Origin of the sequence: Mesorhizobium sp. M0761, assembly GCF_040320205.1 — a bacterium.
Lineage (GTDB): Bacteria > Pseudomonadota > Alphaproteobacteria > Rhizobiales > Rhizobiaceae > Mesorhizobium.
The window spans coordinates 480,736-504,579 of the sequence record NZ_JAMYPF010000001.1; the positions used below are offsets into that span (position 1 = coordinate 480,736).

The 23,844-nt window shown below is 63.2% G+C and carries 22 protein-coding genes; 12 read left to right on the top strand and 10 right to left on the bottom strand.

Annotated features, from left to right (window positions below; genetic code table 11):
- Positions 1-264: 264 nt before the first annotated feature.
- The 3 genes from NKI32_RS02395 to NKI32_RS02405 all read left to right on the top strand — a co-directional run bounded on the left by NKI32_RS02395 (position 265) and on the right by NKI32_RS02405 (position 3,345).
- Positions 265-729, top strand: a complete 465-nt coding sequence (locus tag NKI32_RS02395; RefSeq protein ID WP_352824599.1) for a cupin domain-containing protein — start codon at positions 265-267, stop codon at positions 727-729.
- 236 nt (positions 730-965) lie between these two features.
- On the top strand, positions 966-1,361 hold the full coding sequence (locus NKI32_RS02400) for a Rid family hydrolase (protein WP_353001709.1): 396 nt from the start codon (positions 966-968) through the stop codon (positions 1,359-1,361).
- A gap of 178 nt (positions 1,362-1,539) precedes the next feature.
- Positions 1,540-3,345: an AAA family ATPase gene (locus NKI32_RS02405; RefSeq protein WP_353001710.1), complete on the top strand. Its 1,806-nt coding sequence runs from the start codon at positions 1,540-1,542 to the stop codon at positions 3,343-3,345.
- 50 nt (positions 3,346-3,395) lie between these two features.
- Here the strand turns inward: NKI32_RS02405 and carB are convergent, their stop codons facing one another.
- From carB to NKI32_RS02420, 3 genes are all read right to left on the bottom strand, one after another.
- Complete coding sequence (gene carB, locus NKI32_RS02410; protein WP_353001712.1) at positions 3,396-6,899, bottom strand: carbamoyl-phosphate synthase large subunit; 3,504 nt, start codon at positions 6,897-6,899, stop codon at positions 3,396-3,398.
- Between the two features lie 249 nt (positions 6,900-7,148).
- Positions 7,149-8,201: an SH3 domain-containing protein gene (locus tag NKI32_RS02415; RefSeq protein WP_352762729.1), complete on the bottom strand. Its 1,053-nt coding sequence runs from the start codon at positions 8,199-8,201 to the stop codon at positions 7,149-7,151.
- Between the two features lie 248 nt (positions 8,202-8,449).
- Positions 8,450-9,226 carry a metallophosphoesterase family protein gene (locus NKI32_RS02420; protein ID WP_023705854.1) on the bottom strand — a complete coding sequence of 259 codons (777 nt, stop codon included), beginning with the start codon at positions 9,224-9,226 and terminating at the stop codon, positions 8,450-8,452.
- A 179-nt stretch (positions 9,227-9,405) separates the two neighbouring features.
- On the opposite strand from NKI32_RS02420, the gene NKI32_RS02425 reads away from it, so the two are divergent.
- Positions 9,406-9,876 carry a nucleoside deaminase gene (locus NKI32_RS02425; protein WP_352461917.1) on the top strand — a complete coding sequence of 157 codons (471 nt, stop codon included), beginning with the start codon at positions 9,406-9,408 and terminating at the stop codon, positions 9,874-9,876.
- Between the two features lie 20 nt (positions 9,877-9,896).
- Here NKI32_RS02425 and NKI32_RS02430 read toward each other — a convergent pair whose 3' ends face one another.
- On the bottom strand, positions 9,897-10,253 hold the full coding sequence (locus tag NKI32_RS02430) for an ArsR/SmtB family transcription factor (protein WP_023683780.1): 357 nt from the start codon (positions 10,251-10,253) through the stop codon (positions 9,897-9,899).
- 199 nt (positions 10,254-10,452) lie between these two features.
- Here NKI32_RS02430 and NKI32_RS02435 point away from each other — a divergent pair, with 199 nt between their 5' ends.
- Positions 10,453-11,631: an MFS transporter gene (locus NKI32_RS02435; protein WP_023683782.1), complete on the top strand. Its 1,179-nt coding sequence runs from the start codon at positions 10,453-10,455 to the stop codon at positions 11,629-11,631.
- A gap of 29 nt (positions 11,632-11,660) precedes the next feature.
- On the opposite strand, the gene NKI32_RS02440 is transcribed toward NKI32_RS02435, so the two are convergent.
- Entirely contained in the window at positions 11,661-12,125 is a 465-nt protein-coding gene (locus tag NKI32_RS02440; protein ID WP_353001714.1) for a MarR family winged helix-turn-helix transcriptional regulator, read from the bottom strand.
- 180 nt (positions 12,126-12,305) lie between these two features.
- Here NKI32_RS02440 and NKI32_RS02445 point away from each other — a divergent pair, with 180 nt between their 5' ends.
- Entirely contained in the window at positions 12,306-13,100 is a 795-nt protein-coding gene (locus NKI32_RS02445; RefSeq protein ID WP_023815018.1) for an SDR family NAD(P)-dependent oxidoreductase, read from the top strand.
- A 160-nt stretch (positions 13,101-13,260) separates the two neighbouring features.
- Here NKI32_RS02445 and NKI32_RS02450 read toward each other — a convergent pair whose 3' ends face one another.
- Complete coding sequence (locus NKI32_RS02450) at positions 13,261-13,860, bottom strand: LysE family translocator (protein ID WP_023689744.1); 600 nt, start codon at positions 13,858-13,860, stop codon at positions 13,261-13,263.
- An 87-nt stretch (positions 13,861-13,947) separates the two neighbouring features.
- Between NKI32_RS02450 and NKI32_RS02455 the strand changes: the two genes are divergently transcribed.
- Positions 13,948-14,826 (top strand): LysR family transcriptional regulator, encoded by an 879-nt coding sequence (locus NKI32_RS02455; RefSeq protein ID WP_488377103.1) that lies wholly within the window; start codon positions 13,948-13,950, stop codon positions 14,824-14,826.
- A gap of 190 nt (positions 14,827-15,016) precedes the next feature.
- On the opposite strand, the gene NKI32_RS02460 is transcribed toward NKI32_RS02455, so the two are convergent.
- From NKI32_RS02460 to NKI32_RS02470, 3 genes are all read right to left on the bottom strand, one after another.
- A complete protein-coding gene (locus tag NKI32_RS02460) occupies positions 15,017-15,667 on the bottom strand; it encodes a dihydrofolate reductase family protein (RefSeq protein WP_353001716.1) in 651 nt (216 codons plus the stop codon).
- 116 nt (positions 15,668-15,783) lie between these two features.
- The gene (locus tag NKI32_RS02465; RefSeq protein ID WP_023821924.1) at positions 15,784-16,641 is read right to left on the bottom strand and encodes a protein-L-isoaspartate O-methyltransferase family protein; all 858 of its coding nucleotides are present in this window, start codon (positions 16,639-16,641) and stop codon (positions 15,784-15,786) included.
- Between the two features lie 53 nt (positions 16,642-16,694).
- Positions 16,695-18,053 carry an Nramp family divalent metal transporter gene (locus NKI32_RS02470; RefSeq protein ID WP_023672432.1) on the bottom strand — a complete coding sequence of 453 codons (1,359 nt, stop codon included), beginning with the start codon at positions 18,051-18,053 and terminating at the stop codon, positions 16,695-16,697.
- A gap of 257 nt (positions 18,054-18,310) precedes the next feature.
- On the opposite strand from NKI32_RS02470, the gene mntR reads away from it, so the two are divergent.
- Together mntR and NKI32_RS02480 are read left to right on the top strand one after the other, a co-directional pair.
- The gene (gene mntR, locus NKI32_RS02475; RefSeq protein WP_023672433.1) at positions 18,311-18,766 is read left to right on the top strand and encodes a manganese-binding transcriptional regulator MntR; all 456 of its coding nucleotides are present in this window, start codon (positions 18,311-18,313) and stop codon (positions 18,764-18,766) included.
- A gap of 91 nt (positions 18,767-18,857) precedes the next feature.
- A complete protein-coding gene (locus NKI32_RS02480) occupies positions 18,858-19,046 on the top strand; it encodes a hypothetical protein (protein WP_023672434.1) in 189 nt (62 codons plus the stop codon).
- 28 nt (positions 19,047-19,074) lie between these two features.
- On the opposite strand, the gene NKI32_RS02485 is transcribed toward NKI32_RS02480, so the two are convergent.
- Positions 19,075-21,141 (bottom strand): hypothetical protein, encoded by a 2,067-nt coding sequence (locus NKI32_RS02485; RefSeq protein ID WP_353001718.1) that lies wholly within the window; start codon positions 21,139-21,141, stop codon positions 19,075-19,077.
- 186 nt (positions 21,142-21,327) lie between these two features.
- Here NKI32_RS02485 and ypfJ point away from each other — a divergent pair, with 186 nt between their 5' ends.
- From ypfJ to NKI32_RS02500, 3 genes are all read left to right on the top strand, one after another.
- Complete coding sequence (gene ypfJ / locus NKI32_RS02490; protein WP_353001720.1) at positions 21,328-22,263, top strand: KPN_02809 family neutral zinc metallopeptidase; 936 nt, start codon at positions 21,328-21,330, stop codon at positions 22,261-22,263.
- 176 nt (positions 22,264-22,439) lie between these two features.
- Entirely contained in the window at positions 22,440-23,705 is a 1,266-nt protein-coding gene (locus tag NKI32_RS02495) for a TCR/Tet family MFS transporter (protein ID WP_023751204.1), read from the top strand.
- On the top strand, positions 23,702-23,824 hold the full coding sequence (locus NKI32_RS02500) for a hypothetical protein (protein WP_023689749.1): 123 nt from the start codon (positions 23,702-23,704) through the stop codon (positions 23,822-23,824). The genes NKI32_RS02495 and NKI32_RS02500 overlap by 4 nt, the downstream gene beginning before the upstream one ends.
- The last annotated feature ends 20 nt before the right edge of the window (positions 23,825-23,844 follow it).

Genomic DNA, 23,844 nt, shown 5'->3' on the forward strand with positions numbered 1-23,844 from the left:
CCCCTCTGTCCTGCCGGACATCTCCCCGACGAGTGGGGAGATCAGCAGCGTCGGCGCCGTGCTTTTCTTGCGACGGTGAAAATTGGCGAAGGCTGAGGCGACAGCCAATCTCCCTCCTTGTGGGGGAGATGTCCGGCAGGACAGAGGGGGGCGCCGTAGAGTGCGACGGCCGATGCCTGCCGTTGGCAAGGCATTGCGGCAAAGTGGCTCTGTGGCTGCGCCGGCAGTGACATACACTGCCGCCACCAATTCAATGGAGCTCCCATGCCCAAGATCGACCTGTCCACCGTGCCTGTCCGCAAGGGCTCCGGCTACCCCGCACCCTTCGACGCCCCTTGCGCCGAGCGCACACGCCACCGCCTCGGCGATGCCGGCGGCCTCACCGATTTCGGCGTCAACCTGATGACATTGGCATCAGGCGGCTGGTCGAGCCAGCGCCACTGGCACAGCCATGAGGACGAGCTCGTCTATGTGCTGGAAGGCGAACTGGTGCTGGTCGAGGATGGCGGCGAGACGCTGCTCAAGGCCGGCGACTGCGCGACCTTTGCCAAGAACAGCGGCAACGGCCACCACATGATCAACCGCTCGTCCACAACGGCGCGCTATCTTGAGGTCGGCTCGCGCAATCCGGATGATCTCATCACTTGCTCGGACATCGACATGATGAGCCCGAGTTCGGATGGCAGATTTCTGCACAAGGACGGCATGCCGTATCCGGGGCAGGTGTGAGGGCTGGACTATGGTCCGGCGCTGGTGTTCGCTGGGCGGGGATAAGCTCCTCACGATTAAAGGTGGCGCCGGCCCCCTCATCCGACCGCTTCGCGGCCACCTTCTCCCCGCTGGGGAGAAGAGGGAAGCGCTGGCGCTGACCGGCTCCTCTCCCCTCGGGGAGAGGTCGGCCGAGCGAAGCGGAGGCTGGGTGAGGAGGCCTTGGCGCCAGCTTGGCAAACAAAGGGAGCATCACCGTGAAAAAAGAAGTCATCGAAGTGCCCGTCATGTCGGCCAAGGTGCGGGCGCTCGGGCTGCCGTGCTCGACCGCAATCAGGGCCAATGGCTTCGTGTTCATCTCGGCAACGCCGCCGGTGGACATGGCGACCGGCGAGATGGTGCGCGGCGACATCGAGACACAGACCGAGGCGTCGCTGAAGGCGCTGAGACACTGCCTGGAGGCGGCAGGCACCTCGCTGGAAAACGTGGTGATGGTGCGCATCTACGCCGTCAATTCCGGCTTCTACAACGCCATTAACCGGGTCTATTCCAGGTATTTCAGCGTGAACCCTCCGGCGCGGAGTTTCGTGCCGGTGGCGTCATGGCCGATGGAGTTCGATATCGAGATCGAGTGTGTGGCGGTGGGGGGATGAAAATAATTCCCCACGAGAAGTGAAAGTGAGTGGTGGCGATGACGCAGATTAACGGGGACGGCGGGGAAAGAATTCCAATTCTGCTTGTCTTTCAAGTAAACTGGTTTTCAAATCCATTTCGAGCTGAGGAGGGTGCAATTGAGGTGATTGCAACCGTGACGGGCAGTTAGGTATCACTATGACCGATCTTCATAGGTTTACACGAGTAGAGTTTAATCACTTTAAGGCATTCGATAAATTTACGTTGCACCTTAGAAATTTCAACATCCTTGTTGGGCCGAATAATGCTGGAAAATCAACCATCTTAGCTGCTTTTCGGATACTGGCTTCAGGTCTTCGGAAGGCAACCTCGAGAAAGCCGGAGATTGTGAGCGGACCTCAGGGGTCTGTATATGGGTACATCGTCGATCTTGGCGCGATATCGATCGCCGAAGAGAACATTTTCTACAACTATGACGACAGCGTTCCTGCGTCAATCAGGTTTAATTTGTCCAACAGAAATGAGTTGCTATTGTTTTTCCCGGAAGCCGGGTCATGTCACTTGATAGCTATCAATAATAATGGCAAGACGCCACATTCTCCGAAGGAATTCCTCAAGCACTTCAATTGCCCAATTGGTTTTGTACCGATATTGGGGCCGGTTGATCACAATGAGGTACTTTATGAAAAGGAGGCGGCGCGTCTGGCCCTTTTTAACTATCGGTCGGCTAGGAACTTTAGAAATATTTGGTATCATTATCCCGAAAAATTCGAGGAATTTCGAGAAGTCTTGGCGCGGACTTGGCCCGGTATGGAGATCGAAAGGCCAATTGTAGACTATTCTCACAAGAACGCTAGATTGTTCATGTTTTGCCCGGAGTCCAGGATTCCTAGAGAGATTTTTTGGGCGGGGTTTGGATTTCAAGTGTGGTGCCAGATGTTAACTCACTTGATTCAGTCAAGTGACAACTCTCTTTTTCTTATCGACGAGCCGGATATCTATCTGCACTCCGAACTTCAGCGGCAACTCCTAACTCTGCTAAGAAATATTGGGCCAGATATACTCATAGCCACACATTCTACTGAAATAATAACTGAGTCTGAGGCCGACGATATCGTGGTTGTCAACAAAAAGCGAAAGCAGGCACAGCGGGTAAAAAACCCTTCCCAATTGGGAGACGTGTTTTCATCTTTGGGGTCGAACCTGAACCCAATCCTTACGCAATTGGCGAAAACGCGGCGGGCGCTGTTCGTCGAAGGAAAGGATTTTCAGATACTTGGGAAATTTGCCAGCAAACTTGGATTTGCAGAAGTAGGCAATCGCGGCAATTTTGCGGTGATACCCGTGGAAGGCTTTAACCCGGAAAGGGCCAAAAATATCAAGGCCGGAATGGAGTTGACCTTGGGTGGCAAGATATCATCGGCAATCGTTTTTGATCGGGACTATCGAAGCGAGGATGAATGTGCAGCTATTAAGGAAGCCTGTGGGAAGTTTTCAGAACTGGTGACACTTCACCGCCGGAAAGAGATTGAGAACTTTTTACTGGTCCCTGCCGCGATAGACAGAGCGGCGGCCGGCAAGGTTTCAGAGGTGTTGCGTCGCGGCGGCAGCGCGAAGGCATACGCCCCAATTGCCGATGCGACTCTGAACAAGTTCTCGTTGGAGAAAAAGAACTACGTGGCTGGGCAGTATCTCGCAAATCGTCGACGATTTGAAAGACACAATTCTCCGAGTTTGAACGACGCGACCGTCAGCGAAGCTGCGATGAATGAGTTTGACAAATTTTGGGACAGCCCGGATTCGAGGATGGGGCTTATTCCCGGCAAGGACGCCTTGAGTTTTGTAAATCAAGCCCTGCAGGATGAATATAAGATAAGTGTGACTCCGACGGCCATAATAGATGCAATGCGGAATGAGGAAATTTCTGCCGAGATGAAGGATCTCATTGCAAGCATATCGATTTTCTCGAGCTCGGGCGTCAATGAGGAACTCGATGAGAAATAAGCCACGAACCAGCCTTCGACCTCAAATGGCCTAGCTCAACTCAAACTCCCTCAAGCAAAATACTCCTGCAGCGGCCTGACTTCCAGGCTCCCTGCCTTCAGCGCCGCGATAGCCTCCGCCACCGCAGCAGCACCCGACAGCGTCGTGTAATACGGCACCTTCTGCATCAGCGTGGCGCGGCGCAGCGACTTTGAGTCCGACACCGCCTTCTGGCCATCCGTCGTGTTGAAGACGATCTGGACCTGTCGGTTGCGGATGGCGTCTTCGATGTGGGGGCGACCTTCAAGCACCTTGTTGATCTTCTGGGCGTCGACGCCGTTTTCGGCGAGGAAGCGGGCCGTGCCGGATGTCGCGAGCACCTTGAAGCCCTGGCCGGCGAGGCGCTTGACCGCCGGCAGGATGCCGGCCTTGTCCTCGTCGCGCACCGAGACGAACAGCGTGCCGGAGCGCGGCAGGTCGACGCCGGCGCCGAGCTGGCTCTTGGCGAAGGCGAGCGCAAAGTCGCGGTCGAGGCCCATGACCTCGCCGGTCGAGCGCATTTCCGGGCCGAGCAATATGTCGACGCCGGGGAAGCGGGCGAAGGGGAAGACGGCTTCCTTGACCGCGATGTGGCCGGGGTTTCTCGGGTCGGGCATGGCGCCGTAGTGGGCGAAGGCGTCTTCCAGCTTTTCGCCGGCCATGATGCGGGCGGCGATCTTGGCGATCGGCCGGCCGATGGTCTTGGCGACGAAGGGCACGGTGCGCGATGCCCGCGGGTTGACCTCCAGCACATAGACCGTGCCGTCCTTGATCGCATACTGCACGTTCATCAGCCCGCCGACATTGAGCGCGCGGGCGAGCGCCGCTGTCTGGCGCTCCAATTCGTCGACAAGCTCCGAGGGCAACGAGTGCACCGGCAGCGAACAGGCGCTGTCGCCCGAATGAATGCCTGCCTCCTCGATGTGCTCGAGAATGCCTGAGACGAAGGTCGACTTGCCGTCGCACAGGCAATCGACATCGACCTCGATAGCGCCCGAGAGATAGGTGTCGAACAGCAGCGGGTTCTTGCCCAGCAGCGTGTTGATCTGGCCGGTCTTGTCGTTGGGGTATTTCTGCTTGATGTCCTCCGGCACCAGGCCGGGCACGGTGTCGAGCAGGTAGCTCTGCAGCATGCCCTCGTCATGGATGATCTGCATGGCGCGGCCGCCGAGCACATAGGAGGGACGCACCACCAGCGGGAAACCGAGCTCGCCGGCGACGAGACGCGCCTGCTCGACCGAATAGGCGATGCCGTTCTTCGGCTGGCTGAGGTTCAGCTTGTGCAACAGCTTCTGGAAACGGTCGCGGTCTTCGGCGAGATCGATCATGTCGGGTGACGTGCCCAGGATCGGGATGCCGGCCTTCTCCAGCGCATCGGCCAGCTTCAGCGGCGTCTGGCCGCCGAACTGGACGATGACGCCGACCAGTTCGCCCGAGGCCTGTTCGGCGCGCAGGATCTCCAGCACGTCTTCCACCGTCAGCGGCTCGAAATAGAGCCGGTCGGAGGTATCGTAGTCGGTCGACACCGTCTCCGGGTTGCAGTTGATCATGATCGCTTCATAGCCGGCGTCGCGCAGTGCGAAGGCGGCATGGCAGCAGCAATAGTCGAACTCGATGCCCTGGCCGATGCGATTGGGACCGCCGCCGAGGATGACGACTTTTTTTCGCGACGACACTTGCGCTTCATTGGCCAGCGCGCCGGCGAAGGGCACTTCATAGGTCGAGTACATGTAGGCGGTGGGCGAGGCGAACTCGGCGGCGCACGTGTCGATGCGCTTATAAACCGGATGAACGTCGAGCTTTTCACGAATCTTCGCAATCACTTCGGCGTCGGTCTTCGTCAGCGAGGCGAGGCGGGCATCGGAGAAGCCCATCGCCTTCAGCATGCGCAGATTGACGGCGTCCTGCGGAATGCCGTGCTCGCGGATGCGGGCTTCCATGGAAACGATGCCGGCGATCTGTTCGAGGAACCACGGGTCGATCTTGCACATTGCGTGCACGTCTTCCAGCGAGGTGCCCATGCGGATCGCCTGCGCCACCATGCGCAGCCGGTCGGGCGTCGGCGTGCCGAGTGCGGCGCGAACGGCGTTGCGGTCGTCGGCGTGGTTGGCAGCCACGGCGCCGTGGCCGAGGCCGGGGATCTCGATTTCGTCGAGACCAGTCAGGCCGGTTTCCAGCCCACGCAGCGCCTTTTGCAAGGACTCCTGGAACGTGCGGCCGATGGCCATGACTTCACCGACCGACTTCATGGCGGTGGTCAGCACCGGCTCCGCGCCGGGGAATTTCTCGAAGGCAAAGCGCGGGATTTTTGTGACGACGTAATCGATGCTTGGCTCGAAGGAGGCGGGCGTGGCGCCGCCGGTGATGTCGTTCTCCAGCTCGTCCAGCGTGTAGCCGACGGCGAGCTTGGCCGCGATCTTGGCGATGGGGAACCCGGTCGCCTTGGACGCCAGCGCCGACGAGCGCGAGACGCGCGGGTTCATCTCGATGACGACGAGGCGGCCATCGGCCGGGTTGACGGCGAACTGCACGTTGGAGCCGCCGGTCTCGACGCCGATCTCGCGCAGCACCGCGAGCGAGGCGTTGCGCATCATCTGGTATTCCTTGTCGGTCAAGGTCAGCGCGGGGGCAACGGTGATCGAGTCGCCCGTGTGTACGCCCATCGGGTCGATGTTCTCGATCGAGCAGACGATGATGCAATTGTCCGCCTTGTCGCGGACGACCTCCATCTCATACTCCTTCCAGCCGAGCACGCTTTCCTCGATCAGCACTTCGGTGGTCGGCGAGGCGTCGAGCCCGGACTGGACGATGTCGTAAAATTCGGCGCGGTTGTAGGCGATGCCGCCGCCTGTGCCACCCATGGTGAAGGACGGGCGGATGATGGCGGGCAGGCCGACATGGTCGAGCGCCTGGGCGGCGATCGCCATGCCATGGCTGATGTAGCGCTGCTTGCGGTCGCCTTCGCCGAGATTCCAGCGGGTTTCCAGCGCGTCGAGCGCGGCATCGAGGTCGGCAGGCGCCTCGGCTTTTACGGCGGCGCGCTCGGCCTCGTGCGTCTTGCGGTCGGCGTTCTTGACATCGGTGGCATTGGCAAGCATCGACTTCGGCGTTTCCAGGCCGATCTTCTTCATCGCCTCGCGAAACAGCGCCCGGTCCTCAGCCTTGTCGATCGCCGTGGCGTCGGCGCCGATCATCTCGACATTGTAGCGTTCGAGCACGCCCATGCGGCGCAGCGACAGAGCAGTATTGAGCGCGGTCTGGCCGCCCATGGTCGGCAGCAGCGCGTCGGGCCGCTCCTTGGCGATGATCTTGGCGACGACTTCAGGCGTGATCGGCTCGATATAGGTGGCGTCGGCCAGTTCCGGGTCGGTCATGATGGTGGCCGGGTTGGAATTGACCAGGATGACGCGAAAGCCCTCCTCCTTCAGCGCCTTGCAGGCCTGTGTGCCGGAATAATCGAACTCGCAGGCCTGGCCGATGACGATGGGGCCGGCCCCGATGATCAGGATCGACTTGATGTCGGTGCGTCTTGGCATCGTTGTGAGTTCCGTTCGGCGAGCGGCTTGCACGAAAAACCGGGACGGGAAGACCCGGCCGGTTGTGCTTGCGATTCTGGTATCAGGCTAGGAGGGCCTTATAGGGAAGAGTTTTGGGAGATGTAACCCCGAAAATGAGGCTAGGCAGTAGGGATTAGGCAGTAGGGATTAGGCAGTAGGGATCAGGCAGTGGGGATTAGGCAGGAGCGAGGTTAAGGCGCCTATTGCCCATTCCCTACTGCCTGACACCTAACCCCCCAGCGCGAGCTGATCCGTAATCTCAAACCGCTCGGATACCCCGACGCGGATCATGTTGAGGCTGCCTTCCCTTGTGAAGCGGAAGTCCTTGCCCAAATCCGAGCCGGCCGGCATGCCGGCATTGAAGGAGATGACGCGCGTGCCGCCATCGGGCCAGGTCACGGTGATGTCTGCCTTGCCGGCGCCATTGTGGACGATGTTGACGGCGCAGCGGGTCATCGGCTGGCCGACATAACGGGCGCAGGGGATATCGGCGGCGGCGCCGAGGGCGGGCGGGGGTTCCAGCCGTGCATCGGTTTGCGTAGCGGTCGCAGCTTTGGCCTGGTCCGGCCGTGGCGTCGGGGATGGTACCCCCGGCGCGGACGTCGCATCTGGTGCGACTTCCGCATTCGCGGCGGAATCCTGTACCGGCTTCCCTGTGGTCTCCGTCGCCGGAGCCTCCGTGGCGGCGATCTCGCCCGTCGTCGGGCTTTCATTGGCTGCGAAGGCGAGGCCATAAGCATCCTGCATGGCGGTCCTGCCGATCTCGGCGGCGGATTTCGGTGCGCCTGGATCCGTGCCGCCAAGGCGCTCCGTCAGGTCGAGTGGGGCCGGCTCGGGTGCAGCCGGGGTGGGTGGAGGCTGAGTGGGTGCAGCCGGAGCGGCAGAGGCGGCGGGTGCAGTTGTCGGGGGCGCTGCGGCCACGTCGGCCGGCTGCGTCGGCATGTCGGGCGCGAGCGCCGGGCCGCCGGCTTCAGCGCTGGCGGTCACCTGGGGCGGCGCGGCGTCAACTTCGACCACGGTCGGGTTGTCGGGGATAAGATAGCGCGCGGGCGCCCAGCCTTTGACCAGTGGATTGTCAATCTCCTCGACCTTGCACCAGCGGTGGCCGTCCACTTCGTTGCAGCCGAAATTCCTGACGCTCGAGCCGATCGGCAGACGCGCCTGGGTTCTGCCGACCGGCGACGGCGTGGCGCGGATGTTGAGGAGATCGCCTGGGCCGAGCTCGGTCACTATGGAAACGATGTCAGCAGGCGCGTCCTCGGCATTGGCCGGCAAGCTCACCAACAACGGGCCCACCACCAACGGACCCGCCAACAACCGGGCTGCCCGCAGGAGCGGAGCGCCAGTCAGTCGATGCAAAATGGTTCGGATTGTGCGCCTCATCATTTGGCCGTGCGCCGATTACCCTTGCGGCAGCAGTCCTGCCGTATGCCAAGGCGGTTTTATAAGGGACGATACGCGGCCATGTAAGTCTGAAAATGCGTCCGATGTTTGGTGCCGCGAGGCGGAAGCAGGGCGCAGCCATGCGGTCAAGCGGAGCCTTGCCAAGAGGGTTTCGGCATGAAGCCGGTCCTCAGCGCATGCGCCCATTCCGGTCGGCCCGCCTGTGCGGCCTGTCTCGCCGCCGCTTCGTGGTCGTAGTCGACGGCGATGGTCTCGAAACGGTCTGGACCATCGCCATCCAAGGTGAGGATGCCGTAGCGCGCATGCGGGCTGCCTTGCTCCGAAACATGCGCCGGGGGCGTGTCATCTTCATAGGCGGGGGCGCCGACGCTGCCGGGATTGAAGAGCAAGGGGCCGCCGGGGATACGGACCAGTTCCGCGCGGTGGCTGTGGCCGCACAGCACGATGCGGCAGGCCGGGTCCAGCGCCTGCAACCGCCGCTGAATAGCGGCAAGCGGCGCGCGCACCAGTTGGCCATCGACGATCGCGTCGAGCAGGTATTTCTCGTCATGGTCGGGCCGCGCATGGAAAGCGACCACGCCGGGAACAATCTCCAGCGTGAAAGGCAGGGCGAACAGCGCCTCGCGCTGCGTCTCCGTCAGCCGCTCCTGGGCGTACCGGTCAGAAGCCCACATCGTATCGTCGGCCGGATCGACGGCGACGCGGCGGTCATGGTTGCCGCGCACAGTCGGCAGGTCGAGCGCTTCGAGCCGCTCGAACGTCTCGCGCGGCCAAAGCGGACCGGAGACGCAGTCGCCCAGGTTGACGGTTAGATCGGCGCCGCCGCGCCGCGCCAGATCGGCGAGCACGGCATCCAGCGCCAGCACATTGCCATGGATGTCGGCGAGAACGGCAATGCGCATGCGGCGGGCTCCTTGGTGCAGCCCCGTTGGAGGCTTGCGGCCCGTCTTCCTATCAAGGCGCTGCCTTCATTATCAAGCCTTTGAGATCGTTCGAGACAGCCGGGAGCTGGCTATCGCGGAAGCACTCCATCTGCTAGCGTCCACGCCGTTCCAGAGTTCATCTGGGGAGGGACCAGGCGATGACCCGCGACCAGATGGTTGCCCACCTCCGCGCCGCCAATGACGTCGCGCGCGAGACTGCCGCGCATGGGCACCATCCTTTCGGCTGCGTGCTCGTCGGCCCCGACGATCGCATCCTGATGCGGCAAGGAAACATCAACACCGTGCGCCACGCCGAAACCGAGCTCTCCCGGCGTGCCGCGGACGCCTATCCGCCGGAATTCCTCTGGTCCTGCACGCTGGTCACAACCGGCGAGCCCTGTGCGATGTGCACGGGAACGCTGTACTGGGCCAATATCGGCCGGCTGGTCTACGGCTTCGAGGAGACCAAGCTTCTCGCGCTGACTGGCAACCACGCCGAGAATCCGACGATGAACCTCTCGTCGCGCACAGTCCTCGGCTCCGGGCAGAAGCCGGTCGATGTCCACGGCCCTTTCCCCGAGATGGACGAGGAGCTCCTCGCCCCGCATATCGGTTTTTGGGAGCGCTAGGACCTTGACTTCTAAACCGGTTAGGCCGGCATTTCGATGTCGTGGCCACCGACGATGGGCAGTGCCGGATCATCTCCGGCCGCCGCAATCACGCTATCGAGCAGGCCGGGGAAGCGGGCGTCGAGGTCGGCGCGGCGCAGCGTGATCATCCGGTTGGTGCCAGCCACTTCGGCGCGGGTGACGCCGGCCTCGCGCAGTTTGGCCAGGTGATAGCTGAGATTGGTCTTGGAGCCGAGGTCGAGGAACCGGCTGCAGTTCAGCGGCACGCCTTCCTTGCTGGCGAGATAGCGCACGATGGCGAGCCGGGTCGGGTCGCCAAGCACGCCGAGCACAACCGGCAGGCTGATCTGGTCTGTATTGGGGTGCGGCAAAGTCATGGCCCGAAACTAAGCACAGTCGGTGGCGATTTCAACGCGTCCATGTTTCGCGGGCATGCACAGTCCGCTTCGCGATTGGCCCAATGGCTGTCCTGACACAGGGCTGTCAGCAGGCTTCAGCTATTTTCACCTGGCTTCATTGACATCACGCTCTGTTATGTCCAATTGTTCAATAAGTTTTGAACTAAGGACACGCCCTATGGACAAGCGCCTCTTCTGGCTTGCGCTCGGATCGTTCACGATCTCGACCGAAGGCTTCGTCATCTCCAGCCTGCTGCCTGACATCGCCACCGACGCCCGCATTTCCATTCCGCTCGCCGGCACGCTGATCACCGCCTTCGCGCTGGCTTACGCCATCGGCACGCCGATCCTGGCAACGCTGACCGGCGAATGGGACCGGCGCCGCGTCATCTTGTGGACGCTGGCGTTCTTCGTCATCGGCAATGTGGTGGCGGCGCTGAGCTCGTCCTTCGAGCTGCTGCTCATTGCCCGCATCATCATGGCGCTGTCGTCAGGCCTGTTTGCCGCGACCGCTCAAGGCACGGCGGTGGCGCTGGTCGATGACCACCACCGGGCGCGGGCCATTGCAGTCGTCGTCGGCGGAACCACGGTGGCGGTTGCGCTGGGTGCACCGCTCGGCGCGCTGGTTGCCACGATAGCCGGCTGGCGCGGGACCTTCTTTGCCATTGCCGGGCTCGGCGCGCTGGTCGGCGCCATCCTGTGGTACCGGCTGCCGCGCGGAATTGTCGGCACCAAGCTGCCGCTCAGGCGGCGGCTGGCTGCGGCGCTGCGCCCCGGCGTCATGCCGATCCTGCTGACCACCGCTCTTGCCCTGATCGGCGCCTTCTCGGTGTTTTCCTATATCGCGCCGCTGGCCATCCAGAGCGGCGGCCTCAGCCCGATTGCGCTGCCCGGCATGCTGCTCGCCTTCGGTGTCGGCGCCGTCATCGGCAACATAGCCGGCGGCCAGGCGGCCGACCGTTTTGGTGCGACGCGCACCGTCGGCTGGTCTCTGGCGCTGAGCGCCGTCATGCTGGTGATGCTCTCGGTCATCCCGACCTTCCTGCCGCAGCATCTCGCCGGGCCGGCATTGATGGCCATGATGGTGCCGTGGGGCATGGTCGGCTGGGCATTTCCGCCGGCGCAGGCCAGCCGCATCATCAAGCTGGCGCCCGACGCCGCCCCGATCGTGCTGTCGCTCAACGCTTCGGCCCTCTATCTCGGCGTGGCGCTGGGTGCTGTGGTCGGCGGCGCCGTGCTGCGCTACGGCGTGCCGGCCGATCTCGGCCTGGTCGCCGCCATCTTCCCGCTGATCGGGCTTGGCGTGGTGCTGGCCGGCCGCTGGGCGGCCCGGCCGGTCGCCATGCCGGCCGAATAGATCTTTGCAAAGGACCGGCGGCCGCTCTTTCAGCTTGAAGGGGCGGCCGCCGGCACGTCGTACTCCAGCGCCGCGACTTCATCCAGCATAGCGCGCAGATCTGCCGCTCGCTGCTGGCCGACCAGCGCCTCGAAGCGCTGCTGGGCAATGGTCCACAATTTCGTCGTCTCCTCGAGCTTGGCCTGGCCTTGCGGCGTCAGCCGCACCCGCTTGACGCGGCGGTCGTCCTTGTCGGCGAAGGTGTCGACATAGCCGTCGCGGATCAGCGGCTTCAGCGTATGGCCGAGCGCCGAGAGATCCATGACCATCGCTTCGGCTATCATGCCCATCGCCGGCTCGTTGCTGACATGGATCTGATAGAGCAGACCGTACTGCGTGCCCTTCAGACCCGAAGGCGAGATTACATCGTCATAGAAGCGGCCGAGCTTGCGCGCGGCGCGCCGCAGCGTGGCGTTGTTGCAAAGGCTGAATCCCGGCAGCACGGTCTTGCTCATCACGACTCCTTGCCGGCAAAACCGCTGCCGGCCTGTCGCAGAAATAGTTTCTGCCGCCTCCGTTGACAAGATGGTGGTATATGCCTACTTCCTGAAAGTGGTATATGCCACTAATTGGAGACCAGGGCGGGACGAGGGTTCATCGACCTGTCTCGCCGGGCAGAAAAAAGGAACAGGACAATGAGTGGACAGGACAACAAGGGTACCGCAGTCGTCACCGGCGCATCGGCCGGCATAGGTGCTGTCTATGCCGACCGGCTGGCCGGGCAGGGCTACGATCTGGTGCTGGTGGCGCGGCGCGCCGACCGGCTGCAGGAACTGGCTGAAAAGCTGCGATATGCTTACAAGCGCAAGGTCAGCGTGATATCAGCCGATCTTGCCGACGACAATGATGTGCGCCGCGTCGAGCAGGCGATCGCAGCCGACGATAGCACCACGTTCCTGGTCAACAATGCCGGCATTGGCGGCCAGGCCGTGGTGGCAACGGCCGACGCCGACGAGGCCGAGCGCATGATCAAGGTCAACGTCATCGCCTTGACCCGCCTGACCCGCGCCGTTCTGCCGGGGCTTCTTGCGCGCAACCGCGGCGCCATCGTCAACATCGCCTCTGTGCTCGCCTATGATACCTCGTTCGGCGGCATCTACAGCGGCACCAAGGCCTATGTCGTCAACTTCACCGAGGCGCTGCACCGCGAAGTCGCCGGCACCAATGTGAAGGTGCAGGCGGTGCTGCCGGGCGCGACCCGCACCGATTTCTGGGAGCTTGCCGGCGGCGACATCGACAATCTGCCGAAGGAGATCATCATGTCCGCCGACGATATGGTCGATGCCGCGCTTGTGGGCCTATCCAGGGGCGAAGCCGTCACCGTGCCGGCACTTGCCGATGCGACCAAGCTCGACACCTTCCTCGGCGCAAGGCAAGTCTTCTACGGCAGCCTGCACGCCGACAAGCCTGCTGCCCGCTATGCTGCTTGAGAGTAGCTGGTTAGCTTCGCGAACCAGGACCCCCACCTCGCTCACTTCGTTCGCGGCCCTCCCCACAAGGGGGAGGGTAAAGTGCGCGCTCCCCTACCTCCCCTTTGTGGGGAGGTCGGACCGCAGGTCCGGGTGGGGGTACTGGCGCCGACCTCTGCGTTTACGCTCCCCGCCACATCGGTATGATCGATGCAGCCAGCACCAGCGCCAGCACGATGTTGAGCGCGCGCCATTGCCATTCGGTCTCGAGCAGCCGTGCCAGCACCATGCCCGCCACGCACCAGATCGACAGCGAGACGGCTGCAGTGAGGCCGAAGGTCGAGCCGAGCAGCAGCGCGAGTTGTCCCGGCCCGTCGGCAAGGGCTGCGAACGAGGCCGCCGCCCCCAGTCCCATCGCCCAGCCCTTCGGGTTCATCCATTGAATGCCGGCGCCGCCGAAGAAGCTGTTGGGTTTTGCCATCGCCACATCGAGATTGGGCGGCCCGGCGCGGCCGATCTTGATTGCCAGCCAGATGAGATAGAGCGAGCCGATGATTTTCATCGCCAGTTGCAGCGAAGGCATGGCCAGCAGCAGACCGGCGAGCCCGGCGGCGGCAGCAGCGGTCACGGTGGCGAGACCGGCGGCGCTGCCGACCAATAGGGGAACGGAACGGCGAAAACCGAACTGTGCACCTGAGGCAGTCGACAGGGTGGTGGCGATGCCGGGCGTGACGGTGGCCACGAAGGCAAACAGGATGAGCGGAAAGATGGGCTGCAACATGAGGCGTCCTTCATCAAAAGTCCAATGGTAGACTTCCGCATACTTCAGTAAATGCAATGTTTGCGATGGTTGGCATTAGCAGATATAATGCCAACCATGATCCGCAACCTCGACACAGCGCTGATCCGCACCTTCGTCACTGTCGCCGACAAGGCCAGCATGACGGCGGCGGCGAACGCGCTGCATCTGACGCAAGGCGCCGTAAGCCAGCAGATCAAGCGGCTGGAAGAAGCGCTCGGCTGCAGCCTGTTCGAGCGCGACCGGCGTGGCTTGCGGCTGACGCGGCCCGGCGAGCGGCTGTTCGGCAAGGGCAAACGGTTGCTTGGCCTCAATGACGAGATCTGGGCCGAGATGGCGGGCACCGAGGTCGCCGGCCAGGTGCGGCTCGGTGTGCCCTATGACCTTGTCGGCACTTTGCTGGCGCCGGTGCTGAAGGCCTATGCCGAGACCTATCCGCAGGTCGAGATTTCACTGCTCTGTGCGGCTTCGCCGGACCTTGCCGCGGCCCTCGCGGCCGGCACCATCGACCTTGCCGTCATCGAGGAACGGGTCGGCCCGTCGGCCGGTGAGTGCCTGGCCATTGACCGGCTGGTCTGGGTGGGGGCCAAGGGCGGCGTCGCCCGCGCCAAGCGGCCGCTGCCGGTGTCGATCGTCGCCGACACCTGCGCCTTCCGCCCGGTGGTGCTGTCGGCGCTGAACGAGCACGGGCTGGAATGGCGCACCGTGTTCGAGAACGGCAACATCGACGCCACGACCGCGACGGTGCGCTCCGACCTTGCCGTCACCGCCTGGCTGGCCTCCACCGTGCCCGCCGACCTCGACATCCTGCCTTTCGATGCCGGGCTGCCGCCGCTGCCGAATTTTTCCATCAATCTGCATTTGCCGAGGTTTGGCGCGGCGCCTGCCGCGCAGGAGTTCGCGCGGTATATCCGGGATGGGCTGGAACGGCGGGCTGTGGCGGCTTGACAGAACTTGGATTTGCTCTCCCCCGTCGATCGGGGGAGAGGTGTCGCCCGCAGCGCGACGGAGTGGGGGTCGCCCTTTACTCGGTGCGGGAAGATTCTTGCGCCTTGGTGGTTCCCCCACTCCGTCGCTGCTTCGCAGCGCCACCTCTCCCCCCTCCGGAGGGAGAGGAAAGGTGCCAAGCCTGTCCCTGTCACTTCCAGTTCTTACGCCGCTCGAGCTCGGCCTCTGACGGCTTCTGCGTAGCGAACGACCCGACCTTGACCTCACCCCCGCGTTCGTAGGTCGCCATGATGACGCCTGTGGTAGTGGCCTGCGACTTGACCAGCTTGAAAGCGGCGGGCATCGCACCACCATCGAACAGCCGCTTGCCCTTGCCCAGCAGCAGCGGGAAGATCATCAACCGGATCTCGTCGATCAGCCCGTTGGCGAGCAAAGTCTGGATCAGCTCGCTCGAACCCTGGATGAGCAGGTCAGGCCCATCTTCCTTCTTGAGGCGGCGCAACGCCGCGACGATATCTTCTCCAAGCCATTGCGTATTTTCCCAGGTGAGCGAATCCGGCCGATGCGTCGCCACATATTTAGTCGCAGGGTTGAAGGCATCTCCGATGGCATCTTTCTGGTACGGCCAGTAAGCGGCGAAGATGTCGTAGGTTCTGCGGCCGAGCAGCAGGGCGAAGCGCTTAGAGAACAATTCCTCCATGGCCACGCCCGCCACCTCGTCGAAGTAGTGGAACGTCCAGCCGCCGAACTCGAAGCCGCCAACCGGGTCTTCTTCCGGGCCGCCCGGCGCCTGCATGACGCCGTCGAGGCTGACGAAGGTAGCGGCGATGATCTTTCGCATTGGATTTTCCTTTTCCAGGATCCGCGCCGTCAGGGCCGGATTTCGATCTAAGGACGGACAGGCCGGCGGCCGCCCGACAGGCGTTGGCAAAAAAACGCTGCGGCCGACAAGAGTACCTACCGCCGTCGCCCGCCGCCAAGCGCCTGCGACGAAAACCAGACATCGCCGATGATGGCGGTGGCGGTCCGGTCCGGCGCCCTGTCTGATGTCAGCCAGATCGAACGGCTGCGCGCGGCCTTCTGGAGGTCGGGGATTTTGGCCGCCGAACCGGCGACCGAGGCGCCGACGCAGGGGATGAACCACGAGCGCATGAAGGGGTCGCAGGCAAAACCTTGTTTGGTGCGGGTCACCATTACGGCCAGGCCGACGCCCTGGGACGGGCGCCAGGGAAAGATCATGCGGCCGCCCGCTTTCAGCGCCCTCAGCCAGGCAGCCGGCGGTGCGACGACACCGGCATTGACATAGATGATGTCGGACGGCGGCAGATCGCCGGTGACGGCATCGCCGTGGACGACGCTTACATTGCCGTAGGTTTCGAGATTCTTTGTTGCTCTGGCAGCAAGATCGGCCTCCATTTCGAAGGCGGTCACCGGGCCGGGCGCAACCAGCCGGGCCAGCAAGGCGGTGTAGTAGCCGGTGCCGGCGCCGATATGGGTGACGGCCTCGTCCGGCCTGGGAGCGATCCTGCCTATCCACATGGCGTGCAGGGAGGGTTCGCCATTGTTGATGCCCTTGTCGGCATCGAGCGCCACCAGCACGTCCTGATAGATGTGAACAGGATCGGCGCTCGGCGTCATGATCTTGCCGTTGCCGGTGGTGAGCGCCCTGCCGGCGACGACCGCCCAGGGTCCGGGACCGAGAAAGGCCTCGCGCGGCACGGTGGCAAACGCCTCTTCGAGGCGCGGGTCGGCCGAGCCGGCATTGGCCGCCATCAGTTGCGCGTAAAATTTCCTGGCGTCTTCGACACTTGTCATGATGGCGATCAAGATAGCGCAAGCGGCCGGTTTGTCGCGGTCGGGAATGAAACTCAGCCGACGCCGAAGACGGTGTCGTAGAGCAGCTTGAAGTTGAGCACCAGGATGACCGCCGCGACGACCCAGGCGAGGACCGCCACGCCGCGGGGAATGGCAAGGTTGCCCATCTTCTTCTTGTCGGAGACGAACTGCACCAGCGGGATGACTGCGAAGGGCAGCTGCATCGACAGCACCACCTGGCTGAAGACCAGCAACTGGCCGGTGCCCTTTTCGCCATAGAGCGCGGTGACGACCACCACCGGGACGATGGCGATGCCGCGCGTCAGCAGCCGGCGCGCCCATTGCGGAATGCGCAGGCGCAAAAAGCCTTCCATGACGATCTGGCCGGCAAGCGTTGCCGTAACCGTCGAGTTGAGGCCGGAGGCCAGCAGCGCCACCGCAAACAGGATGGAGGCGATGCCGAGGCCGAGCAGTGGCGACAAGAGCTCGAAGGCTTGGCCGATCTCGGCGACATCCTGATGGCCGGTGCCATGGAAGGCCACCGCCGAGACGATCAGGATCGAGGCGTTGACGAACAGCGCCAAGACGAGCGCGATGGTCGAGTCCGTCGTCGCCCATTTAATGGCGTCGCGCTTGCCTTTTTCGGTCCGTTCATAGGCGCGTGTCTGTACGATCGAGGAGTGCAGGTAGAGATTGTGCGGCATCACCGTGGCGCCGATGATGCCGATGGCGATGTAGAGCATCGCCGGATTGGTGACGATCTCCGTCGACGGCACGAACATCGAATGCAGGATCGAGCCGACCGGAGGGGCAGCGGCAAAGATCTGGATGGCGAAACAGCCGAAGATGATGATCAAAAGCGCGATGACGAAGGCTTCGAGATAGCGGAAACCCTTGTTCATCAAGAGCAGCACGATGAAGGCGTCGAGCGCCGTCAGCAACGCGCCGCCGATCAGCGGAATGCCGAACAGAAGCTGCAGCGCGATCGCCGTGCCGATCACCTCGGCGAGGTCGCAGGCGATGATGGCGAGTTCGCAGGCGATCCACAGCACGAAACTGACGGGACGCGGATAATAGGCGCGGCAGGCCTGGGCGAGGTCGCGGCCGGTGGCGATGCCAAGCCGGGCGGCAAGCGCCTGCAGCAGGATCGCCATCAGGTTGGACAGCATGATGATGAACAATAGCGTGTAGCCGAACTGGGCGCCGCCGGCGAGGTCGGTGGCCCAGTTGCCCGGATCCATATAGCCGACCGAGACCATGTAGCCCGGTCCCATGAAGGCGAACAGGCGACGGAACCAGACGCCGGACTGCGGCACCGCGATCGTGGAGTTCACCTCGCGCAGGCTGGGAGGATTGTCCTCCGGCCTGTCAAATCGCCAGGATGATCCCAAGGTAGCGTCAGCTTCGGACATGGAGGGCTTTCCACTGGGTGGATCGGTTGACGTCATCCTATCTATGCCAGGGCTCAACATTATGCAATAGGCTATATTTCATTGTATGTGCTTCCTGTTGCGCCGACCGGCAGGCCGGCCGGGGATCGCAAACGCCGGTTGCGCCTACCATGGAATGGAAATAAACGGCTGGAACAGTTAAGCCCGTGCTATGAATGGCAAAGGGCGATTGCTTTGCCCAAAGCCGATTCTTGTCAAAAGATAGGAAGGAGCGCGTGTTGGCGCTGAAGCACAGACCGGTTGGACGCGAGGAGCCGCTGCCTGACGCCGAGATTCATTCGAAAGGGTTCCGGCAGCAGCGCGAAGCGCGCCGCGGCGCGCTGGTCGAGGATTATGTCGAGCTGATCGCCGACCTGATCGAGGACGGCAATGAGGCGCGTCAGGTCGATATTGCTGCGCGGCTCGGTGTCGCCCAGCCGACGGTGGCCAAGATGCTGACCAGGCTGTGCGCCGACGGGCTCGTTTCCAGAAAACCCTATCGCGGTGTGTTCCTGACCGACGCCGGGCGCAAGGTGGCGGAAGAGAGCCGCATCCGCCACCAGACGGTAGAAGCGTTTTTGCGTTCGCTCGGTGTCAGCGCCGAGACGGCGCGCATCGATGCCGAGGGCATCGAGCATCATGTCAGCGCCGAGACGCTGGAAGCCTTTCGCAAGGCGATGATCGCGCCGCGCTGAGGGGTGCCGGGGCCGCACCACTGGAACCTCCGCACGTCAGGCTCGTTGCTCCTGACGTTGCGCGTGATTGTCGCGCGCCAAGGAGGAAAACATGGGCGTCGAACAGGCACCGACCGCGAAGGGCAAGCAGGCGGCCGAGGGTTTGAGGCAGGCAGCGGCAAAGGACGAACGCAAGACCGAGGTCGAAACCGGCCATGCGCTGAAAAAGGGCGCCGCGCGTTTCGAGGAACGCTCCAAAAGCTCGGACGGCAAAAGCGCCGGCACCAAGCAGAAGATCTGAGTTCTGTTCGCAAGCGGCAACCTGCCGCTCATTCCTCGGTGTCCTGCACCCAACTGCGCGGATGGCCGTCGACGCGGAACTGGAATATGAAATAGGGCGGAATGCAGGAGCCCTTGCCAGGCTTGGCTGCGGCCAGATCGTCGTAGCCGGCGGTGCAGATATAGTCCTCGCGGCAGGGATGCGCCTTGTCGCAGGCGCGCAGGCCGGCGGTCTTGGTGAATTCCTTGGTGCAGAATTTGTGGTCCTTGCCCGACGCGATGCAGTCGTTGAAACCGGTCTTGGCGAGGCGGCCGCAAGTCGCCTCGTCGGGAAGCTTGTCGCAGCTTGCCTTGCGCAGCATGCCCCCGGGAAAGCCACCGGTCTTCTGCTCGGGGTTGTCGTAGCGTTGGCGCGCCGCGCCATAGCCGGCGAGCTTGATTACCGGTTTCTTGTCGCGCGCCGGATCGATGGCGCAGGCTTTTGCGGTGGCCGGCGACAGGCGGCAATATTTGTCGCTGCCCCAGCTCGACATCTTAATCTCGCCGAACTCGACGGGGTCGCCGACTGCGGTGGCCGCCTCGCTGACGCAGGTGCCGAAGCCCGGATGGATGTCGCTTTCATGGACGCCGGCGCAGCGCAGGCTTTCGCCGCAGCTCCAGTCCTTGAAGCTGGCATCCTTGCCGCTGTAGCAGATCGAGCCCCAGCCATTGTAGAGATCAGTGCCTTTCAGCGCTTCGGCGAGTTTGGCGTCCGGACGGGCGGCGAAGCCGCGTGAGAAATCCGGATGGCCGCCGGCGGCGAAGTCCTCGACGATGGCGCGGCGGCGAGGCAGGTCGGCGAAGAACACCGCCGAGCCGGGGACGAAGACGGCGTTGCGGCGCGGCTCGCTGGCCGGATCGGCGCCGGTGTAATGGAAGCCGGCAATGCCGTGCGTCTGGTGGCAGCCGGTGCAGGTCATTTCGTTGAGACGCAGATTGAAGCCGGCCACCGATTTCACGCTGCGCAGCTCGTTGCCCTTGGCGACATAGTCCTGCAGTGCCTTGTCGATGTCGGCATCGTCGAGCAGCCCATAGGCGATATTGTTTTGCGACCTGGCCATGCCGCCGGGTGCGACCGAGACGGCGCTGGTCGCCAGGAATTTGTCGTCGATGACCAGCCGGCCGCGATCGAGGTCGTAGAGGTTGCGGTCGGTCAGCAGCCATTTGGCGAAGGCCGGCCGGTCGGCCAGAACCACTTTCCGGTCGATCTGGTTCTCCATCTTCGATTCCTGGAAGGTGGACGTCGTTGGGTCCCATTTGAAAATCTTGAGGAGATATTCGGCGTGGCCACCGAAGTCGCGGCGGCTCGAGGCCGACAGCCGGAGAACCTGCATGTTCAGCTCAAGCCGCATGATCTGCGACGAATTCAGCATGGCGTTGGAGAGCGGCCCTTCGTCGGAGCGCAGCCAGGCTGCCAGTTGCTCGGGCGCAAGGTTCTTCTGGCCGGCGGCGAGCCAGCGCTTGGCGATTTCGGCACAGGAAACGGCGGTGGCGCTTGGACGGTCTCTCGAAGCGCGGGCGTGAGCCTCACCGGGCCTGGCGTTGAAGACCAGGCTCATGGTCAGCGGCAGCCGCGACGAGATTCGTTGCGCTGTCTTTCCCTTCGTGGGCTTCTCCGCCACCGAATAATGGAAGCGGTAGATCAGCCTGATCTCGCCGCATTCGGTGTGGCCGAGATAGCCGCGGTCCATGCGGTTGACGACGCCGGTCAGGTCGAGCGTCGAGCCGTCATCGTCGATGTATTTCGGGTTGAATTTCTGGCTGGTGTCCTTCGACTTGGCCATGGCCGCGACGTAAGGATCGGGGCTATTGGCAGGCTCGTCGGCGATCTCCTGCTTGACGGCGTTGCGCACAGGGGTCAGCGCGCGCACCGAAAACAGGCCGCGATTGTCGACCTCGCGCGTGAGACCCAGCGCCGGGCCGAGCAGCCGGCTGATCGAGAGGCCGCCACGCTCAAGCGCCTGCAATGTCTCGGGATCGGTTACGGCGACGCTGGAATCGAGCGTCACGGCGCGCGCCGGCGACGGGCCGAGGCATAGCACCACCGCCAGCAGCAGAAATCGACCGATTGTCCGCAAGTCCCCGACACCCCCGTTCGAACCGGATGCTACAGCGCGCATGCCGCCTCGACCAGAGTGCGAACGCGATGCCGCTGCCACGAAAAATACTGTGACTTGGCGCAACCATTGCGATAATTGTCTGTTGGGTCGGACTGGGCCACGACATCGGCCAAGCCAGCCGAAATTTGCATACGGGGAGTTGCCATGCTCTGGAAGGGCCGCCGTCAGAGTGACAATGTCGAGGACGAGCGCAGCGACAGCGGCGGCGGTGGTGGTTTCGGCGGCGGCAGCCCTGGCCAGTTCCGCATCCCGATCGGCGGCCGCACCGGCGGCGGCGGCAGCATATTGCTGGTCGTCCTCGTGGTGCTGGCCGGATGGTATTTCGGCTTCGACCCGTCGCAGATCCTGGGCAGCGGCGACGGCGGCGGCGTGCTGCCGGGTGGCGGTGGCCAGATTACCGACAACAGCGGCGCCCAGGACGACGGCGCCGGCACGCCTGCTTCCGACGAGATGAAGCAGTTCGTGGCGACCGTGCTGGCCGAGACCGAAGAGACCTGGACCGGCATCTTCCAGTCGCAGGGCCTGAAATACGAGGACCCGAAGCTTGTGCTGTTCAGCGGCCAGATCCGCTCGGCCTGCGGCTCCGCCTCGACGGCAGCCGGACCGTTCTATTGTCCCGGCGACCACAAGGTCTACCTCGACACCACCTTCTTCCAGCAGCTCGACCAGCAGTTCGGCGCCTCGGGGGATTTCGCCCAAGCCTATGTGATCGCTCATGAAGTCGGTCACCATGTGCAGAACCTCACCGGCATCCTGCCCAAGTTCAACCAGATGCGGCAGTCGATGGGTGAGGCGGAAGCCAACCAGATGTCGGTGCGCATCGAGCTGCAGGCCGACTGCTTCGCCGGCGTTTGGGCGCATTTCACCGCGCAGAAGGGCATTCTGGAACAGGGCGACATCGAAGAGGCGCTCAACGCCGCCAAGCAGATCGGCGACGACACGCTGCAGAAGAAGATGCAGGGCTATGTCGTTCCGGAAAGCTTCAACCACGGGACGTCGCAGCAAAGGCAGACCTGGCTGGCGCGCGGCTACAAGAGCGGCAAGCTGTCGGATTGCAACACGCTGACCGGTCCGGTTTGAGGCGCTCGCAAGTTCCAGCCGACCGCGGTTCAAAGCGCATCCGTCGGCGGGCCGATTCACCACCGGCAACAGATGTCAGGAGGAGAACGCCTGAGGCGTTCTCCTATTGTTCCAAAGTGACGCCTCGCCTATAACGGGCGCCCGCCCAAGGGCGGTCCGAGGGAGCAGACGCCATCATGATCGACCCCAAAACCGCCAGGCGGGGCCTTGCGCTCGTCTTCACCACGCTGCTGCTCGACATTATCGGCTTCGGCATGATCATGCCGGTGTTGCCGGCCTTTCTCAGGGAGCTTTCCGGCGTCGGCATCAGCGAAGCGGCAATCGAGGGCGGCTGGCTGTTCTTCGTCTATGCCGCGATGCAGTTCTTCTTCGCGCCGATCATGGGCGGGTTGAGCGACCGCTTCGGGCGGCGGCCGATCCTGCTTGCCTCGGTGCTTACATTCTCGATCGACAATCTGATCTGCGCCATCGCCTGGTCCTATCCGATGCTGTTCATCGGCCGCGTGCTGGCCGGCATTTCGGGCGCCAGCTACTCGACGACGTCGGCCTTCATTGCCGACATCTCGAACGACGACAACCGGGCGAAGAATTTCGGTCTGCTCGGCATCGCCTTCGGCGTCGGCTTCGTCATTGGGCCGGTGCTGGGCGGGCTGCTCGGCACGTTCGGGCCGCGAGTGCCGTTTTACTTTGCCGCCGGGCTTGCCTTCGTGAACTTCCTCATCGCCATGTTCTTCCTGCCTGAAACGCTCGATGAAAAGCACCGCCGCCGCTTCGAGTGGAAACGCGCCAACCCGGTCGGCACGCTGCTGCAGATGCGCCAATATCAGGGCATCGGCTGGATCGGGCTCGCCTTCTTCCTGATGACGCTCGGCCACATGATGTATCCGGCGGTGTGGTCGTTCGTGTCCAATTATCGTTATGGCTGGAGCGAGCAGCAGATCGGCTTCTCGCTCGGCGCCTTCGGCCTGTGTGGGGCGATCGTCATGGCGACGGTGCTGCCGCGCGTGATCCCCAAACTTGGCGAGTGGAAGACGGCGGTGATCGGCCTGACATTTACGGCGGCCAGCGCCTTCGGCTACGCCTTCGCCTCGCAAGGCTGGATGATCTATGCGGTGATCGTCGTCGGCTGCCTGGAAGCACTGGCCGATCCGCCGCTGAGAAGCCTCGCCGCCGCCAAGGTGCCGCCATCGGCGCAAGGCGAATTGCAGGGCGCGATGACGTCGATCTTCTCGATCACCTCGATCATCACGCCGCTGCTGTACACCGCGATCTTTTCCTGGTTCACCGGGCCTAATGCGCCCGTGGTGTTTGGCGGCGCGCCCTATCTGGTTGGCGCGTGCTTCCTGACGCTTGCCGTCATTGTCTTTGTAACGAAAGTTGCGAGGCCGACGGCGGTGAAAAGCGTTGCCACCGGCGCTGCGGAAGATGGAGCCCAGATATGAGCCATGACAGCCGCATAGAGCTGACCAAGGACGGAGTGTCGCTGTCGCGGCTGGTGTTCGGCGCCTGGCGCCTGCTCGACAGCGCGCGCGCCCGGACGCCGATCAGATCGCGCGGCTGATCGGCACTGCGGTCGATCTC